Raw genomic sequence first — 17,596 nt, 5'->3', positions numbered from 1 at the left:
CCCATAGGCTGAGGGAATGGATGTGCTGACCCAGGCTCTGGCGCACCGGCGGCTGCTCGAAGACGACGCTGCCTGGGCATTCCTGCGCAGTGACAACGTGTGGTTCGCCGCAGCGGTGCTGCGAGCGCATCTCGCCGGTTCGGATCGGCGACTGCCCGCCTCCGCGCTCTTCGAGCGGATCGATGCGGACCTCGAACTCCTGAGATCGCACGGGCACGAGATTCCGGGCACGGCCCCGCACTACTGCGCCGAATGGCGGAAGAACGGCATCCTCATCCGCCGCAGCGCGGAGTCCACGAGGGACGAGACCTTCGAACTCTCGCCCTCAGGGCTGACAGCGCTCCAGTTCATCGAACGACTCGACTCCAACCGCACCACCGTGACGCAGTCGCGGCTGTCGAACATCCAGGAGCGGCTGCGTGTCCTCGTCCGCGACACCGACCCTGATGTCGAGACGCGGCTCACCGCGCTCCACGCCGAACGCGATCGGTTGGACGCCCGCGTCGCCGCCGTCCGCGCAGGTGAGGACACCGGACTCGATCCTGAGCGGGCGCGGGAAGCGGTTGAGGACCTGATCGCGCTCGCCGAAGAGCTGCCGAGCGACTTCGCCCGCGTGCGCTCCGCGCTCGAGGAGATCAACCACGGGCTGAGGGCCCAGCTCATCGAGAACACCGGCGCGCGATCGCGCGTCCTTGACGACGTGTTCCGCGGAGTCGATCACCTCGCGGATTCCGAGGCCGGACGGAGCTTCGATGGGTTCTACGCACTCATTCTCGAACACGAGTCCGGGTCCGAGTTCGAAGCGAACATCGCTGCGCTCCTCGACCGCGCTTTCGTCCGTGCGCTCGATCGGGCCGACACCAGGTTCCTTCGTCGTCTGACGCCGATGCTCCAGGACCGTTCCGCAGAGGTCGGCGATGTGATGACAGGTCTGACCCGGTCCCTGCGACGGTTCGTCCAGTCCGAGGAGTTCCGCGAGGACCGGGCAGTGAACACTGAGATCCACGCCGCCCGCGCGCTCGCTCTCCGTCTCGCGGTTGAGATACCTCCTTACAGGCAGCTCGACGTCGAATTGGGTCGTACCTCGGTCAGGATCGATTCGGTGACGAGCTTTCGGCTCCACAACCCCGCCGACGCCCGGGTGATCGAGCCCGTGGAGATGCGGGCGACAGGCACGGTCGACATCGAGGCGCTGCGGGAGATGGCCCGGCTGACCGAGATCGATATCGGCGAACTCGTCGAGAACATCAACGAGACCTTGGAGGCCGCGCGCTGCGGGGAGCTCGACGGCCGGAACCGTGAGGCAGGCGAAGGGGCGCCTCGGACGGATGGCGTCACCATCGCCGAGGTGCTCCGCCGCCACCCGGCCACCCAGGGTGTGGCGAGCGTCGTCGGGCTCCTCGATCTCGGAGTCGGGCACGGGATCCGGGAAGCCGGAGGTGAGTCGGTCACCTGGTCGTCGATGACAGGGCGTTCACGGCGAGCCCAGCTCGACCGATTCCGCTTCACCGAGGACGTTCCCGGCGGGCGTCGGCGCCGACGGGCGCAGCAGAGGAGGGGTGGCGCATGAACGATGGAACAGGTGCCCACGCGAAGGAATCGACGACGGCCGGGCTCGGTGCGGAGAAGGGCGAGTCCCGACGGCCGCTCTGGGCGACCGATACAGGAGTGCTCGCTCTCGATACGCGGCGGGCGCTCGTGGCCTTGATCAAAGGCCCGTACGTCTCCGGCCGCAGTCACCCGCAGCTGTGGCGATCCGTGCTCGGGGACGAGGCAGCGTTGCGAGCCCGGTTGTCCGACATGTTCCTCGAGCTCGTCGTGGATACCGATTCGCGCCTCGCGTTCGTGCGCAACGCGGAGGTACCCGACGAGCAGGTCCCGGCCGTGGTCCGTACGCACAGCTTGACCTTCCTCGATACCGCTCTGCTGCTCCATCTGCGGCACGAGCTGCTTAGAGCGGACCGGTCCGAGCGCGTGATCGTCGGTGTCGACGAGTCGCGCGATGCACTCCGGGTGTACGGCAGCGCATACGGACTCGACGAGGTGGGCTTCGCGAAGCGCTTCAACGCCTCGTGGACCAAGATGCACAAGTACGGTCTGCTCGCCGACACCGCGACGGAGGACCGGTTCGAGATCTCGCCGGTCCTGCGGTTGATCTTCGGACCGGACGAGATCCGTGCGGTGCGTGAGGAGTACGAGCGGCGGCTCGCCGAGGTCGGGACGGAACCCGCTCACGGACGGGAAGACCCGACGGAAGTCACGGATGCGATGGAGGACGACGAATGAACCGACCCGCTGAATCGCCGGCGAGCTTGTTCGACGTCGCGACGCCCGCCGATGAGGACCGGGTGTCCACCGAGCAGTCCGCGAGCTCAGGGGCGGTCGATGCACCGTTCCGCCGATCCGGCACGCTGCCTGCCGCAGCCGCCTCACCCGATGTCTCCGGGCAATGGCGCCTGTCGCGGATCGATGTGGTCAACTGGGGGACCTTCAACGGTCATCACGTCATCGACGTGCCGAGGACCGGTCTGGTGATCACCGGGGATTCCGGGACCGGCAAGTCCTCGCTGCTCGATGCGGTGACCACGGTACTCACTCCGCGCTCGAAGGTGCGGTACAACGCCGCAGCACAGGACCAATCGGTCCGTGCAAGTGATCGGAGCCTGGTGAGCTACATCCGCGGTGCATGGCGATCGACCGATGCCGAGGACGCCGACGAGGTGCGCAGTGACTTCCTTCGCGCGGGAGCCTGCTGGTCGGGAGTGCGCCTGCGCTTCGACACGGCTGACGGGCAGGATCCGGTGGTGCTCGTCAAGCTGTTCAAGCTCAACCGCGGACAGATGTCATCCGGCGACGTCAAAGAGATCTGTGTGCTCGCGCGGGAGGATCTCGATCTCGCGAACCTCGGGGCATTCGTCTCCGAGGCCGTCGACCTCCGCGGCCTGAAGAAGGAATATCCGCAGGCGACGATCACGGAGAAGCACTCCGTCTTCCAGCAGCGGTTCCAGCGCTTCCTCGGCATCGTGTCGGATTCGGCGATCCTGCTGCTCCACCGGACGATGGCGGCGAAGAACCTCGGCAGCCTCGATGCTCTGTTCCGTGAGTACATGCTCGACGAACCGAAGACCTTCGCCACTGCGGATATGGCGGTCGAACAGTTCTCGGAACTGTCGCTGGCGCACCGCAGTGTGGTCGAGGCCCGCCGCCAGTTGGACGTCCTCGACACGATCGCTGAACTCCTCGACCGATGGGAGACGGCGAGTGGTGACAGTGCTCGGATCCGAGCACTCGTCGAGGCGCTCGATCCGGTGACGAACGAATGGATCATCGAGCTCGCGGAGAAGGAGCTCGACCGGGCTCAGGCGTCGAACGCACGGGCCGAGGGCGAGCAGAGACAGGCGTCGACTGCGCTCGCCGAAGCGGAGCGGGATCGGGATGCCGCGCGCAGCCGACTGCTCGAATCCGGTGGTGCCGAGCTCGAGAACCAGCAGGCGCTGCTCACCCATGCGCGGCGGGAGCACGAGCGGATCACGCGCACCCGAGAGCGTCTGGAAGCCCGGATCCGCACGGTGGGCATCGAATCGCTGCCGGATTCGTGGGAGGAGTTCGCTGAACTGCAGCGGGTCGGGCAGAAGGAAGCCGCAGATGCGGACCTGCTCGATCGTCTCGACAACGCCAAGCTCGTCGCCCATGACCGGCTTCGGGATCTGCGGCAGACGCGGTCCGGCCTCGAAGCGGACCGGGACGCCGCCCGCAGGCAGCAGTCCAATCTCGACCGCCGACTGCTGGCCGCGCGGACACTGATCGCTCGCTCCACCGGCCTCAACGAGTCCGCACTGCCGTTCGCCGGGGAACTCATGGAGGTCCGCCCCGAGCACACCGAATGGACCGGGGCCATCGAACGGGTGCTGCGTCCCCTGTCACGCACGATCCTCGTCGAGGACCGGCATCTGTCCGAGGTCACGCGCGCCCTCGATCAACACCATTTCGGCACCCGGGTGGTGGTCGAATCCGTTCCCGCCGAGGTGCCCGCCCCGCGGTCGCTCGCCGATGACCGCTCGCTCGTCTATCGGGTCGACCTCAAGGACTGGTCGCCCAAGGCCGCCTGGCTGCGGACCGAGCTCGCCCGTCGATACGACTATTCGTGTGTGGGCAGCACTGCGGAGCTGACCGGCGTGGATCGCGGTCTCACCCGCGCCGGTCAGGTCAAACGCGGGCCCGGCCGATTCGAGAAGGACGACCGTTGGCGGGTCGATGATCCGAGCACCTGGGTGATGGGTTTCAGCGCCGAGGACAAGGTCGTTCGTCTCCTCGAACAGCTCGAGCACATCGACCGACAGATCGCGAACGCGGACGAGGAGCTCGAGCAGGCCGTGCGCCGACACGCGCAGGCTCAGGAGCGCCGACGACTCATGGTCGATCTCGCCGACACCGACTGGGCGGACCTCGATATCACCGCTGCGTCCGCAGCGATCTCCGCGGTGGAGCACCGGATCGAGACTCTCACTGCGGCGAGCGCCGGGCTGGCGGCTGCCCGGCGTGATCTCGACGCGGCCGAGAAGTCCCTGGCCGCAGCTCGGGTGCGGTGCCGGGACGCCGACCGCGAACATGCTCGGATCGGGCAGGAGCTCAAAGCCGTCACCCGGGCCTTGGACGACGCGCGTGCCGACCTGAGAAGGACCGTTGAGGGGCAGGTCGACGCCGAGCACACGTCTACTGGTGAAGTCCCGGTGCTGGCGGTGACATCCGGGCAGCGGGACGTCATTCGCAGGCGCATTCGAGCGGCCAAGCGGCACATCGAGTACTTCGATCTGGTGCGGCTCTCGAAGAACCTCTCCATCGAACTCCAGCGGGAGGAGAAGGCCGCTGACCAGGCGCGCACCGAGGCGGAGGCCGGGTTCACGGCCGCAGCCGGCGAGTTCAGGAGGACGTGGCCGGGCGTGAGCGCCGACCTCACCGGCTCGGTGGACGATCGCGGGGGCTACCGCGAGCTGCGATCACGGCTGAAGTCCGACGGTCTGCCGGAATTCGAGGATCGGTTCGCCCAGATGCTGCGCAAGCAGTCGACGCAGAACATGGGCAAGCTCAACACCATGCTCCGCAACGCCGCACAAGAGATTCGTGCACGGGTCGATCCGGTGAACACCTCGCTCCTGCGATCCCAGTTCGATGTGGGCCGATACCTCCAGATCCGGGTCAAGACCCGATTCAACGCCGATGTCCGGGAACTCATGCAGAAACTGCAGACCGTCACCTCCGGCGGACTGTCGGACATCGAGCCGGCTGAGGCGGAGAGGAAGTTCGCCGTGATGGAAGAGATCATCACCCGGCTGCAGTCGTCGGAGCCCGCCGACCTCCGCTGGAGGCGCGCGTGCCTGGACACCCGCAGGCACGTGAGCTTCGTCGGGGTCGATCAGGACGCGGAAGGCGAGGTGGTGAGCGTGTACGAGTCGGCCGCCGGACTGTCCGGAGGACAGCGGCAGAAGCTCGTCGTGTTCTGCCTCGCCGCCGCGCTGCGGTATCAGCTCACCGACGGAGCCGAGGATGTCCCTCGGTTCGGCACCGTGTTCCTCGACGAGGCCTTCGATCGGGCGGATCAGGACTTCGCGCGGATGGCGATGGACATCTTCGTCGCTTTCGGGTTCCACATGATCCTCGTGACTCCGAAGAAGCTCCTGCAGACTCTCGAGGACTATGTGGGCGGCATCACCCTGGTGCGGAACAGTGATCGCCGCGATTCCCAGTTGAGTCGGACGACCTGGGACGACGCATGAGCACGCGGGAGTCGTCGAGACCGACAGCGCCACTCACCGTTGCCGAGGCGCGGGCGCGCGTCCGGCGCGTAGTCACCGCACATCAGCGCGCGTGGGCAGTCGGCCTCGAGTTCTCCCCGATCACGGTCGGCCTGCGTCCTCCCACCGAGGCCGCCGCCCTCGCCGATCTGCCCGGGGTATCCGCGTGGATCGCGGATTGGAACCACATCGCTGGAAGGGATCGCCGCTCAGCACCGTCACCGCCCGACAGGCCGGAGGTGGAGTTCACCGTGCGCCGGTGGGCGGGCCTCGGAACTCAGCAGCTGCCTACCAGGTTGCGGCTCGGTTCCACCGGTGCGGCGGTGGAGTTCGTCGGCGGTCGCGCACAGTTCCGGCGGCTGCAGAGCCGTGCGGCGGGTGTGCTCGACTGGTTGAGCACGGTGCGGGCGACGGCGGATCCGAGCACGGAGGACCGGCAACTGGTGCGAGCACTCCTCGGCGACCTCGTCACACTCGAGGAGAGCGATTTCTCAAGGCTGCTCGGAGTCCTCGAATGGCTGACCGCTCACCCGGAGTCGGGGATGTACATCCGGCAGCTGCCGATCGCCGGGGTCGATACGAAGTGGTTGGGCCGTCATCGGCGCGTGGTGACCGGACTCGTCACAGCGGTTACGGGAGCCGACGATCTGGGGCTGGCGGCGATGGAGTCGCGGGTGCGCCTGCGCCTGCTGCACCCGGAGCTGCGGATCGTCGGACTCGACGATCTCGAGATCCCGTGGTCGCAGGCCGCTGCTCTCTCCTTGCCGGGGCTCGGCGCGGAGGATCGGCGTGTGCTCGTGGTGGAGAACCTCGAGAGCTTCATCGCATTGCCGACCGACGGGTCAATGGGATGGGTGATCGCGATCTACGGGGGTGGGTACGCTGCATCCCTGGTGGCCGATCTCCCATGGCTGAGCTCATGCCGGGTCTACTACTGGGGAGACATCGATTCCCACGGCTTCGGGATCCTCAACCGATTCCGCGCGCATGTCGGTCATGCGGAGTCGGTGCTCATGGATTTCGGGACGCTCGATACCTTTCGGCATCTGGTCGTGCACGAACCGCGTCCCCTCGATGTCGAACCCGAGCATCTGCAGACCCTCACCGAGGACGAGCGTGACGTCTACCGATCCCTCCGTGCGTGCTCTGCCGGCTCGGATGATGCTGAGGGCGTTGACAGCAGCGGACCTGGTGGCGTGAATCGGATGGGCGGGCTGCGCCTCGAGCAGGAACGCATCGCGTGGCCCTTTGTTCTCGAACGGCTGACGTGGGCCCTGAAGTGACTCCCGGGTGGGGGTCCGACCGTTGGTGACGGCGATCGATTGGTCAGTGCGACGGTGTCGGTGCCCGTATGTGACGTGTCAAAACCGATGACAGATCGGCGGAACGTGTAAAGAATCAGGTGATTTTTTTACACGTTCTGGCGATCTGCGACTATTGTTTGCATATGCACCGGGATCCTCAGAAGCCGTACAACGATCTGCCGCCGCTTCCTCCGACCGCAGATGTCGAGTCCAGGGAGATCCTCAAGGAGACGATCGAGGCACGGGCGTCGTTGGCATCGTTGGACCAAGCCGTGCAGAGGATCCCCAATCCGTCGATCCTCATCAACTCGCTGTCGATTCTCGAAGCCCAGGCGAGCTCCGAGATCGAGAACATCGTGACGACGAGCGACGATCTGTTCCGCAACGTCCAGCGCGAAGCGGAATCGGCCAGCCCGGAGACCAAGGAGACGCTGCGCTATCGGACCGCCTTGTTCGCCGGTCTGGAGAGCATCAGGAGCAGGCCGCTGTCCACGAACACTGCCGTGCAGATCTGCACGATCATCCATGACCGCGAGATGGCCATCCGGCGCACGGCTGGAACGATGATCGCGGATCAGCGTACGCGTACGGCCGTGTATACGCCGCCGACGGGCGAGCAGACGATCCGCGATCTGCTGTCGAACTGGGAGCGCTTCATCCATGCATCGGATGAACTGGATCCGCTCATCGCCATGGCCATCGGGCACTACCAATTCGAAGCTATCCACCCGTTCGGCGACGGCAATGGACGAACGGGAAGGATCCTCAACGTGCTCCACCTCGTGCATGCCGGGCTTCTCGAAGTCCCCGTGCTCTATCTCTCGCGGTACATCATCGAGCACAAAGATGATTACTACCGTCTCCTGTTGCAGGTCACGACGGAAGGCGCGTGGGAGGAATGGATCCTCTTCATGCTGAGAGGCCTCCGCGAAACGGCACGATCAACACTGCGGAAGATCGACGGGATCGAGGAGACGCAGCGATCGGTCATGCAGAGCATCCGCGATGTCACGACCGCCGGTCCCAACGCCGATCTGCTCGATGTCCTGTTCGAGAACGTCTACTGCCGGATCAGTGACGTCGTCGCACGGTGCGAGGTCTCCCGCCCGACAGCGACCGGCTGGCTCAATGCTCTTGTCGAGAACGGCACACTGGTGGACCACAAGATCGGGAGAGAGCGTCTCTTCCTCAACGTCGCGTTCGCCGAGGTGCTCGGGCGTCCTGAGCTGTAACCATGGGAGTCGCGATACGCAGTGCGGATCCGGTCAGCAGTGCGGGCTGTCGGACTCCCAGCCGATCCGGATGAGCTCGCGCAGCACGTCGAGGTCGATGTCCTCGGGCTTGTTGACGTAGACGCAGGAGGCACCGCGCCGGTGCTTGCCGAACCGGGCCCAGAGCTCGGGCGCGTCGTCTTCCTGCGGCAGCCCGTAGAGGGAGAGCGCGGCCTTGCGCGGGGCGAAGCCGGAGCGGAAGTACGTGCCCGACCAGCCGGACGCGTACGTGTAGTCGTACGTCCCGTAGCCGATCATCGTCGGCCCCCACATCACCGGCGGCTCCCCGGTGACCTCGGAGTAGATGTCGAGCAGCAGGTGCCCATGCACCCGCCGCCGCGGCGTCGCGAGGGAATCGATGTATGCGCGCGGGTCGACGTCGGTGGGGCCGGTCGCGGGGCCCGAGGCCGAGGCGCCCGCGTCGGGTGTTCGCGTGCTCGACTTCGCTGTGCCGGAGGATCTCGCACCGGACTTCGAGGTGCGCGCCGCCCCGGCCCATTGCTGGCGAAGCGGGGCCCGCACCGTGCGATTGCGGGTCTTTTCGGAATCGGCAACCGGATCTTCGGCGTACTGGCGAGTACAGCTGAGATCCAGTTGTCTTTCGCAGAAACACCTGTATCGGCGCTCGGTGTCGAAAGCCGGTGGTGTCGAGAGGCGGTGGAGTCGGGAGCCGGTGGTGTCGAGGTGCGTGCCGCCTCGGGCCCGGGAATAGCGCGTGGGGGTGCGCGGTTGTGGGTGGCGAGCACCATCACCCGCACGGCCCGGCCGACCGGAGGCCGGAGACCGTGCATGACTGCCGAGGAGGCACGATGAGCGTCAGCGTCGAGGAGTTCCTGCCCGAGACCGGGTCCGTCACCATGTTCACCACGAGCTGGTGCGGCTATTGCAAGCGCCTGCGCCCGCAGCTCGACCAGGCGGAAATCCCCGTCACCGAGGTCAACATCGAGACCATCGACAACGGCGCGGCCGTCGTCGAGCAGGCCAACGGCGGCAACCAGACCGTCCCGACCCTGCTGTTCTCCGACGGCACCACGCTCACCAACCCCTCGCGCGCCCAGGTGCAGGACAAGCTCGCCGCGATCGGCTGAGCCGGAGGCTGTCGCCGAACGCCGCTACCGCCGCCGAGCACCTGGCCGCCCGGCATGTCTGCGGACGAGCGCCGGGTCCGTCGCCGAGCACCTCTTCGGCAGCGCTCGGACGCAGGCCGGTGCTACGGTCGCTCCAACGGACCCGCAGGACCGAGGAGGACCCATGGCCGGCACCGACGTCACCATCCGCCCCGTCACCCGGGACGATGCCGCCCAGTGGCACCGCCTCTACACGGGCTACGCCGAGTTTTACCGGGTCGAGCAGACCGCGGAGATGCGCGACACTGTGCTGGCGTGGCTGCTCGACGACGCCCACACCTCGCAGGGCCTCGTCGCCGAGGCGTCCGACGGGACGCTCGTCGGGCTCGCCCATTTCCGGCCGTTCGCCCGCCCGCTGTCAGCGTCGACCGGCATGTACCTCGATGATCTGTTCGTCGACCCGGAGCACCGGGGTTCGGGAGCTTCGCGCCTGCTGCTCGCCGATCTCGCCCGGATCGCCGCGGACCGCGGCTGGACGCTGACCCGCTGGATCACCCGCGACGACAACTATCGAGCCCGCGGTCTCTACGACCAGGTCGCCGCGCGCACCGACTGGATCACCTACGACATGCCCCCGGCGGACGCACGCTGACCTCCGGCTCGTGAGTGCTGACCCCGACCCAGCAGGAGTTCCGGTCCCCGGCTCAGGCGGGCTGATCCGCTGACGCGTCCTCGCCTCGGATCGCCAGCGTCGACCAGTTGCGGCGCGTGAGCTCGGCGGCGCGCTCGGCGTCACCGTCAGCGCAGGCGTCGATGATCGCGGCGTGGTCGGCTGCGGAGTCGATCGCGCCTACGTCCCCGAACCGCAGGTACTCCGCCCGGCGCAGCATCGCAGTCACCGGCTCGAGGTGCTCGGCGACGAGCGGGTTCCCGCACAGCTCGACGGCGACGGCGTGGAACGCATCGTCGGCCCGCACAGCCGCCTCGGCATCCCCCGAGGTGAGGGCGGTGTCGAGAGCGGCGTTCGCCTCGGCCATGGCGGCGGTGTGGTGCTCGGTCATGAGGGGGACGGCCAGGCGGACGGCGAGCGCGTGGAGCTCGGCGGCGATCTGCTGGGCGTGGGCGACCGCCGCGTCGGTAACGGGGGAGACCATGGTCAGCCGGCCGGGCTCGGCGATGACGAGTCCCGAGCGCTCGAGCCGGAGCAGCGCCTCGCGGATCGGGGTGCGGGAGACGCCCAGCCACTCGCTGAGCTCGGCGTCGCGGAGCTTCTCCCCGGGGGCGAGCCTGCCGCTGACGATCGCATCGCGCAGGGAGAAGTACACGTCGTCGCGCAGGAGGGTGCGGCGGTGGACGCCCCGATCGGCGGGGACCGGCATGGAAGACCTCCTGGTGGGCGGGGTGACTGTTGACATCCTACCTCGCGAAGTGCAATATATTGCATACCACGTGATGACCATCACGCCACCGACCCTTAGGAGCTCCCGTGGCCATCTCCGACTTCGAACGCTATCCCCTGACCTTCGGGCCGAGCCCCGTCCACCCGCTCGACAATCTCAGCAAGCACCTCGGCGGTGCGCGCATCTGGGCCAAGCGCGAGGACGTGAACTCCGGTCTGGCGTTCGGCGGCAACAAGACCCGGAAGATGGAGTACATCGTCCCGACGTGCTCGCCTCCGGCGCGGACACCATCGTGTCGATCGGCGGCTACCAGTCGAACCACACCCGGCAGGTGGCCGCGGTCGCCGCCCACCTGGGCCTCAAGGCCCGGCTCGTGCAGGAGAAGTGGGTCGATTGGGATGACCCGGTCAACGACAAGGTCGGCAACATCGAGCTCTCCCGGATCATGGGCGCCGACGTGCGCCTCGACCCGGCCGGCTTCGACATCGGCATCCGGTCGAGCTGGGAGGACGCGATGGAGGACGTGCGCGCGAACGGCGGCACCCCCTACCCGATCCCGGCCGGCGCCTCGGAGCACAAGTTCGGCGGCCTCGGCTTCGCGAACTGGGCCTACGAGGTCGCCGAGCAGGAGAAGGAGCTCGGCGTCTTCTTCGACACCATCGTCGTGTGCACCGTCACCGGCTCGACGCACGCCGGCATGATCGCCGGGTTCGCCGCGCTCGAGGACGCCGGCGGCCGGAAGCGGAAGGTGCTCGGCATCGACGCCTCGGCGACGCTCGACAAGACCCGCGACCAGGTGGGCCGGATCGCTGCGAACACCGCGGAGCTCATCGGGCTCGGCCGCGATCTGCGCGACGAGGAGATCACCGTCCTCGAAGGCTGGGCGGGCGACTACTACGGCATCCCCGTCGAGTCGACGGTCGAGGCGATCCGCACGGCGGCGAGCCTCGAGGGCTTCATCACCGACCCGGTGTACGAGGGCAAGTCGATGGCCGGCCTCATCGATCTTGTCAAGTCCGGCGAGATCGGGAAGGATTCGAACGTCCTCTACGCGCACCTGGGCGGACAGCTCGCGCTCAACGCCTACTCGTCGATCTTCGACTGATCTCCCCGGGCACCGGGGCCGCGGGCACCGAGACCGTGTGCACGTGCCTACCGCCCCGGGGCCGTGGTGGTCCAGCGGGCTCCGGTTCCGTGGTCGATCCAGTGCGGTTCGCCTGCCGATTCCGCACTGGATCGACCACGGAGCATCCCGGACCGCACTGGAGTGGCCATGGAACCCGCCGCCCGCACCAGAAAGACTGTGGAATCGGACGGCTGCACCGCCGCCCGCCCCGCCCGCACTGCTGCCCCATCCTGCACCGCCCGCGCACCTGTACCGCCCGCGCACGCCGACCTGCTCGACAGGAGAATCATGAGCTCGAACCCCACCGCCCCTCAGGATGCCGCCGCCCCGGACGCCCGGTCCCAGGACACCCGCACCCCGGACGCCCAGCCGGAGGACCGCCACCAGTTCGAGACGAGCACCCAGCTCGACCCGCCGAGCGTGAACTCCAGGCCGCTGTCGGCGACCGCCTCGGCGGACGAGGCGGTGCTCGACGAGATCGCCCAGCGGGTGCTGTGGATCGCGACCGCGATGATCGACGCGGCCAACCGCGGGCGGGAGAATCCGGACGGGGTCAAGGTCGGTGGGCACCAGTCCTCGAGCGCCTCGATGGTGGGCATCATGACCGCGCTGTGGTTCTCCGAGCTCACCGCCGCGGACCGGGTGTCGGTGAAGCCGCACGCCTCGCCGGTGCTCCACGCGATCAACTACCTGCTGGGCGATCTCGACGAGCAGTACCTCACCACGCTGCGGTCCAAGGGCGGGCTGCAGCCGTACCCCTCGCGCGCCAAGGATCCCGACACCGTCGACTTCTCCACCGGCTCGGTGGGCATCGGGGCGACCGCGCCGCTGTGGGCTGCGCTGAGCCACCGCTACGTCAAGAAGCACTTCCCGCAGGCGCCGGAGGCCGGCCGCTTCTACTCGCTGCTCGGCGACGCGGAGATGGACGAGGGCGCGGTGTGGGAGGCGATCATCGATCCCGAGGTGCGTCAGCTCGGGGAGGCGGTGTGGATCGTCGACCTCAACCGGCAGTCGCTCGACCGGATCATCCCCGACGTGCAGATCGCGCGCCTGCAGGGGATGTTCGCCGCCGCGGACTGGCAGGTGCTCACCTGCAAGTGGGGCGCGCGGATCCAGGGTCTGTTCGCAGGCTCCGGCGGGCAGGCGTTCGAGCAGCGCATGACCGACATGCCCAACGAGGAGTACCAGCGGATCCTGCGTTCGCACCCGGACGAGGTCGCCGAGCGCGTGCTCGCCGGGGTCGAGGACGCCGAAGAGTCCGGCCTGCGGGCACTCGTCGAGTCGCTCACGCCTCGGGAGCTCGCCGAGGTGGTCCGCGACCTGGGCGGGCACGACATCTCCCAGCTGCTCGGCACCTTCGCGCAGATCGACGACACCCGGCCGACGGTGATCTTCGCCTACACGATCAAGGGCCGCGGCCTGGCGACCGAGGGGCACCCGAACAACCACGCCGCCCAGCTCACCGAGTCGCAGATGCGCGAGCTCGCGGAGATCTCCGGGACCGCGCTCGAATCCCCCTGGCAGCGGTTCGACGCGGACACCCCGGCCGGAGAGCTGTGCGCGGCGACCGCCGAGCGCCTGCACCGCGAGCCCATCGCCGAGGAGACCGTGGGCGCGATCCCGGACGAGCTCGAGTGGGGCCACAAGCAGGTAACCAGCACGCAGGCGACGCTCGGCCGGTTCCTGTCCGACCTCAAGCGGGCCGTGCCGGAGGTTGCCGAGCGCGTGGTGACGCTGAGCCCGGACGTCGCGACGTCGACGAACCTGGGCGGCTGGATCAACAAGACCGGCGTGTGGTCGCTCACCGGCCGGCATGACTGGTTCAGCGACGACCGCGAGCGGGTGCTCAAGTGGCAGGAGGTGTCCGGCGGCCAGCACATCGAGCTCGGCATCGCGGAGGTCAACCTCGTCAGTCTCGCCGGTGAGCTCGGCGCGACCTACAGCCGGTGGGGGCAGCCGCTCATCCCGATCGCGACGATCTACGACCCGTTCATCAACCGGGCGCTCGAGCCGTGGACGTTCGGGATGTACGCCGGCGGGCAGTCGATCATGGTCGGCACGCCGTCCGGGGTGACGCTCGCGCCGGAGGGCGGGGCGCACCAGTCGTTCAACACGCCGTCGGTGACGATGGAGATCCCGGAGCTCGTGGCGTGGGAGCCGGCGTTCGCGCAGGACCTCGAATGGACCATGCTCGAGGCGATGAAGTCGATCGGCATGCCCGGCGGGCACTCGGCGTACTTCCGGCTCTCGACCCGGCCGGTGGACCAGTCGATCGCGGCGCTGCCGGAGGATCCGGTGCTGCTGGCACGTCGGCGTGAGCACGCGGTGGCCGGCGGCTACCGGATCAGTGAGCACCCGGCCTACGAGGACGAGGTCGTGCTCGTGGGCGTGGGGGCGATGATGACCGAGGTCGTCGCCGCAGCACAAAAGCTCGCCGCCCGCGGCATCACCGCCGGTGTGGTGTGCCTGACGAGCCCGGACCTCGTGTTCCGCTCGTTGCAGGACCGGCACCGGGTGGCGGCAGGGGAGCGGTCGGCCATCGCCGAGGCGCTCTTCCCCGCCGACTGCCCGGCACCTCTGGTGACCGCAATCGACGGGCACCCGCACACGCTGGCTTTCCTCGCCGGGGTGCGCGGGGACCGGACGGTGAACCTGGGCGTGAGCAGCTTCGGCCAGGCGTCATCCGTGTCCGAGGCGTACGCGCTGCACGGGATCGACGCCGGCTCGATCCAGCGGGCGGCGTTGGATGTGGTGGGGCGGTAAAGAACTAATCCGACATATGGGCCTATGTGTAATGTCGGTGATCGTGCATACACGCGATCCAAATACACCGGAAACCCAGAAAAAAATGATTTGTTTCTATTTCTTATAGCGCGGTGCTCGAAATGGATAGTCCGAACAGAAGCCCTGCATATCGAATCAGCGCCGATCTGTCGCTGTAGGCCTACGCAGAGAACTGCTCGAAGCAGACCTAGGGCGGCGGTGGCCGCAGCCCTTCTCAAATATGTGCAAAAAGGTATGCACTGTCCAACTCAGATGCGCGATATAGTCGAGAACGACTATCACGCACCCTTAGTCGAGCTATCTAGTTCAGCTGCCTCGCGCCCACGGCACTTCAAATGGAATTTACGATCCACGAATTCTCTTCATGTTACCAAAACCGGAGGGCTAGCCACCCGGCACGCTTTAGCCGAACGCTTGTATCAGCGTCACGAAGTCTATCGTCTCAATCTTCGCAGGCCTGTAGTTGGGATTGTTCTTGAACTGGGTGCGGCCGTGACCGGGGCAACCATGCCAAAAGCATCCATCGAGGAATACGGCAATGCGTTTTAGCAAAAACAATGTCAGCTTGTCGGCGAAGGTTTGGTTCCGGAGCTATATCTACCCGGTAAAAATAACCTAGTCGGTGCAAATTCCGACGAACTCTCAACTCGAACGCCGTATCGTAGGATCGAATCGCTCGAACATTTCGGCGTCTTCCTGGGCTAGAAGTCCTAGAGGCGCCCTCAAATTTTGAACCTTAAGATGCCCAATACATCACTGTGATTATGATTGCGCCTGATGCCCGGACCCGTGCGGTGTCGGGTCGCAAGTTGCCAATCCTTATAAAGTGAGTTGGACGCCCTTCGAGCTGCGGGAGCTGCGGAGAGGGGTAGAATTAGGGTATGAATGACTCGATCAATTTCCAACATGATACTTCTGATAGCGCAATGGAGGAGGTTGCTGCTGAGCTTCTGCGACAGGACCCCGACGGCATGCGATGGGCCGGAGTTGTGAGGCGAACCTACGACATGATCTATAACGGCCAAGAGACCGGTCGATATCAGTGGAGTCAACTGATGAAAACCGAAAAGACCCATTTTGGGACGATGTTTGAGATTAACGCTCAGCGTGAATTTCAATTCAGCGGAGGAGACAAAACAGACTTTCGAATCGCCGGGCATGAAGTCGACGCGAAATGGAGTCAAATTGACGGCGGATGGATGTTGCCGCCAGAGGTGTTCGATGAGCTCGCTCTTGTTGCAACGGGGAACGACCGAGAATCGTGTTGGTCGCTGGGATTGATACGAGTGACAGAGGATGTTCGCCGGATCAAGGTAAATCGAGATCAAAAGACTCAGTTGAATCGGCTGGGTCGCCAGTCGATTAGATGGCTCTGGCGTAACACTGAACTTCGCCCTAATGTCCTACTGACCCTTAGCGAATCTGCTGTTGAGCATATATTCGATAGTATATATGGGACCCAAAGAACTCATCGACTATTTCGTGAAGCAGAAGGATATATTGTTCATAGAAACGCTGTCGCAACGGTGAGTAAGCAGTTGGACGCGCAGAAGCGGGTTCGGTCTAATGGCGGTTCGCGCGGAGCGCTCCGAAGTGAAGGATATCTCATTCTCTCCGGAAAGTACCATCGAGATATCGCGTCTGGTTTTGGACTCCCACTACTGCTCGCAGACGAGTACATTTCTGTTCGCGTCGTACCTACTGATGACTCGACTGGAGTTTTGATCGGCGGTCGTCGTTGGCGGCGGGCTAAACCTGGAGAGTCGGTTACGGAGCCAGCTCCACATTTAAAGGAGAAGGTAAATTCGAGTGAAGGCTCAAGCGATGGATCTTAAATTCGATCGATTCCGTTTGTGGGCTACGCCGAGGGTGGATTTGATGGACTCGCCGATTTTTTGTGCGACTGGTGGCGGGAACGCGTTTCCGATTTGCCGATAAACTGAAGTCTTTCTTCCGCTAAATTGCCAAGCCTGGTCGAAGCCCTGTATCGAAGCGACCATGGAGTTCGTGAGTCTTGGGACGTGGTCCACCGGGTGTTCGCTGGAAGGGGGCTCGTTAGCTATTCCGCGGCCGTCGACACCCAACTGTAGCCAGGCGGCCTTGGCGCGCGTCGGTCCTAGATCGGCGCCACCGTGTTTTTTGGAGCCACCCACAATCGTTGGAGCGATATTGTTGGCGGCCCGCGCCCAGGCTTTAGCGCCCGGCCACCCGTTTTCCGCCATCGCAGGCAAGAGTGTTTCACCGACGGTCGGCGGTGTACCGACTGGCCCTGGCCAGGCAAAATGCTTGAATAGCGCTTTGCGGGTGGCTACAAGAATAAATCTTGGCCGAAGCTGCGGAACGCCGTATTCTGAGCTAAACAGCAGCTGCCATTCCGCGTTGTACCCCAGCCGGTCAAGTTCGGAGAGTATTGAATCGCGATACGTGCGAAATCGTGCTGAGGCTAGGCCTTTCACATTCTCCAGCATTACCGCGCTGGGCCTCGCCTGCTTGACCAGCCGCAACGCCTCGGGAAACAGGTCTCTTTCGTCGTCGGCCCCAAGCTGCTTTCCTGCAGCGCTAAATGGTGGGCACGGAACCCCGCCTGCTAGGAGGTCAATTCCTTTATAGTCGCGTCCATCGATATCTCGGACATCGCCTTCATGAACGTTCCAGGCGGGCCTATTCAATCGAAGCGTCTCAGCTGCGTCGTGATCGATCTCTATCGCTAGCTCATGGTGGAATCCAGCCAGCTCTAACCCGTATGCCTGTCCTCCGGCTCCGGCGCAGATCTCAAGTACCGCGGGTTGCGTAGTCATGGAGTTCCTTTCTCGTCCTGCGGTTGAAGTCTATGTTGTATTTGGCGTCAGCCT

At 65.6% G+C, this 17,596-nt stretch carries 12 protein-coding genes and 1 pseudogene; 10 read left to right on the top strand and 3 right to left on the bottom strand.

From position 1 onward, the window contains the following. Positions 1-16: 16 nt before the first annotated feature. From FDF13_RS03420 to FDF13_RS03400, 5 genes are all read left to right on the top strand, one after another. Positions 17-1,570 (top strand): DUF3375 domain-containing protein, encoded by a 1,554-nt coding sequence (locus FDF13_RS03420; RefSeq protein WP_137318456.1) that lies wholly within the window; start codon positions 17-19, stop codon positions 1,568-1,570. Further along, positions 1,567-2,286: a DUF4194 domain-containing protein gene (locus FDF13_RS03415; RefSeq protein WP_137318455.1), complete on the top strand. Its 720-nt coding sequence runs from the start codon at positions 1,567-1,569 to the stop codon at positions 2,284-2,286. Before FDF13_RS03420 ends, FDF13_RS03415 begins: the two co-directional genes overlap by 4 nt. Then, positions 2,283-5,774, top strand: coding sequence for an ATP-binding protein (locus FDF13_RS03410; protein WP_137318454.1), 3,492 nt, complete (start codon positions 2,283-2,285; stop codon positions 5,772-5,774). The genes FDF13_RS03415 and FDF13_RS03410 overlap by 4 nt, the downstream gene beginning before the upstream one ends. Continuing rightward, positions 5,771-7,075 (top strand): Wadjet anti-phage system protein JetD domain-containing protein, encoded by a 1,305-nt coding sequence (locus FDF13_RS03405; protein ID WP_137318453.1) that lies wholly within the window; start codon positions 5,771-5,773, stop codon positions 7,073-7,075. Before FDF13_RS03410 ends, FDF13_RS03405 begins: the two co-directional genes overlap by 4 nt. 164 nt (positions 7,076-7,239) lie before the next feature. Beyond that, entirely contained in the window at positions 7,240-8,328 is a 1,089-nt protein-coding gene (locus FDF13_RS03400) for a Fic family protein (RefSeq protein WP_137318452.1), read from the top strand. Between the two features lie 33 nt (positions 8,329-8,361). Here FDF13_RS03400 and FDF13_RS03395 read toward each other — a convergent pair whose 3' ends face one another. After that, positions 8,362-8,889, bottom strand: coding sequence for a DUF1801 domain-containing protein (locus FDF13_RS03395; protein ID WP_137318451.1), 528 nt, complete (start codon positions 8,887-8,889; stop codon positions 8,362-8,364). Positions 8,890-9,176: 287 nt separating this feature from the next. Here FDF13_RS03395 and FDF13_RS03390 point away from each other — a divergent pair, with 287 nt between their 5' ends. Then, complete coding sequence (locus FDF13_RS03390) at positions 9,177-9,455, top strand: glutaredoxin domain-containing protein (RefSeq protein ID WP_137318450.1); 279 nt, start codon at positions 9,177-9,179, stop codon at positions 9,453-9,455. 163 nt (positions 9,456-9,618) lie between these two features. Then, positions 9,619-10,086, top strand: coding sequence for a GNAT family N-acetyltransferase (locus tag FDF13_RS03385; protein ID WP_137318449.1), 468 nt, complete (start codon positions 9,619-9,621; stop codon positions 10,084-10,086). 52 nt (positions 10,087-10,138) lie between these two features. Here FDF13_RS03385 and FDF13_RS03380 read toward each other — a convergent pair whose 3' ends face one another. Then, positions 10,139-10,813, bottom strand: a complete 675-nt coding sequence (locus FDF13_RS03380; protein ID WP_137318448.1) for a GntR family transcriptional regulator — start codon at positions 10,811-10,813, stop codon at positions 10,139-10,141. A 107-nt stretch (positions 10,814-10,920) separates the two neighbouring features. Between FDF13_RS03380 and FDF13_RS03375 the strand changes: the two are divergent. From FDF13_RS03375 to FDF13_RS03360, 3 genes and pseudogenes are all read left to right on the top strand, one after another. Then, positions 10,921-11,939 (top strand): annotated as a pseudogene (locus FDF13_RS03375) (1-aminocyclopropane-1-carboxylate deaminase). A gap of 309 nt (positions 11,940-12,248) precedes the next feature. After that, entirely contained in the window at positions 12,249-14,723 is a 2,475-nt protein-coding gene (locus FDF13_RS03370; protein ID WP_137318447.1) for a transketolase C-terminal domain-containing protein, read from the top strand. 902 nt (positions 14,724-15,625) lie between these two features. Beyond that, a complete protein-coding gene (locus tag FDF13_RS03360; RefSeq protein WP_137318446.1) occupies positions 15,626-16,579 on the top strand; it encodes a NaeI family type II restriction endonuclease in 954 nt (317 codons plus the stop codon). Here the strand turns inward: FDF13_RS03360 and FDF13_RS03355 are convergent. After that, on the bottom strand, positions 16,562-17,542 hold the full coding sequence (locus tag FDF13_RS03355) for a DNA cytosine methyltransferase (protein WP_137318445.1): 981 nt from the start codon (positions 17,540-17,542) through the stop codon (positions 16,562-16,564). The two genes, FDF13_RS03360 and FDF13_RS03355, sit on opposite strands and share 18 nt — an antisense overlap. Between the last annotated feature and the right edge of the window lie 54 nt (positions 17,543-17,596).

This window comes from Brevibacterium sp. CS2 (assembly GCF_005280295.1).
GTDB lineage: Bacteria > Actinomycetota > Actinomycetes > Actinomycetales > Brevibacteriaceae > Brevibacterium > Brevibacterium pityocampae.
The sequence above is the reverse complement of the archived record's forward strand: the minus strand, read 5'-3'. Positions and strand labels throughout refer to the sequence as shown.